Origin of the sequence: Bradyrhizobium sp. NBAIM03 (assembly GCF_020194055.1) — a bacterium.
Taxonomy (GTDB): Bacteria; Pseudomonadota; Alphaproteobacteria; order Rhizobiales; family Xanthobacteraceae; genus Bradyrhizobium; species Bradyrhizobium yuanmingense.
The window spans coordinates 1-411 of record NZ_JADYVS010000219.1 but is presented as its reverse complement, the minus strand read 5'-3'; the positions used below and the strand labels follow the sequence as shown (position 1 = coordinate 411).

1 protein-coding gene is annotated in these 411 nt (G+C 63.0%); it reads right to left on the bottom strand.

The annotated features are described in order from the left end of the window. Positions 1-391 (bottom strand): hypothetical protein (locus I6F21_RS38185; RefSeq protein WP_225184442.1); only part of this gene is annotated, 391 nt, incomplete at its 3' end. Positions 392-411: the final 20 nt, after the last annotated feature.

The window sequence follows — 411 nt, the reverse complement described above, 5'->3', positions numbered from 1 at the left end:
CATCGACGAAGCCGGCCACCGCCATGTAGTTCTGCCCAGCGCCAAGGCGCGAGTCGACAACGCCACCGGAGGCTTCGATCACGTCATCGAAATAGCGGTAGGCATCAACGTAGGAGCGGGTAGTTTCGTTGAGCGGGCTTTCGTCTGCGCCGGGCTTGGCGTCACGCCGCATGTACGGTGCGTATTCCGGCTTGATGTTGCCGCTCTCGTCGAACGGGTTGAAGTCCTTCTTCGCCATGCCGCGCAGGAGCTTGAGCTTGTCGGGCGAGGTGCCAAAGCCAGAAAGCCAAACGCGCTGCGCTGGCAAGTCCATCACGTTCGGGTGTTCGATGCCGATGCAGTGCGCCACAGCCTGCGGGCCGTGCTCGTCGCGCTCGCCGCGGATATGCACTTGCACGGTCAATGGACGGC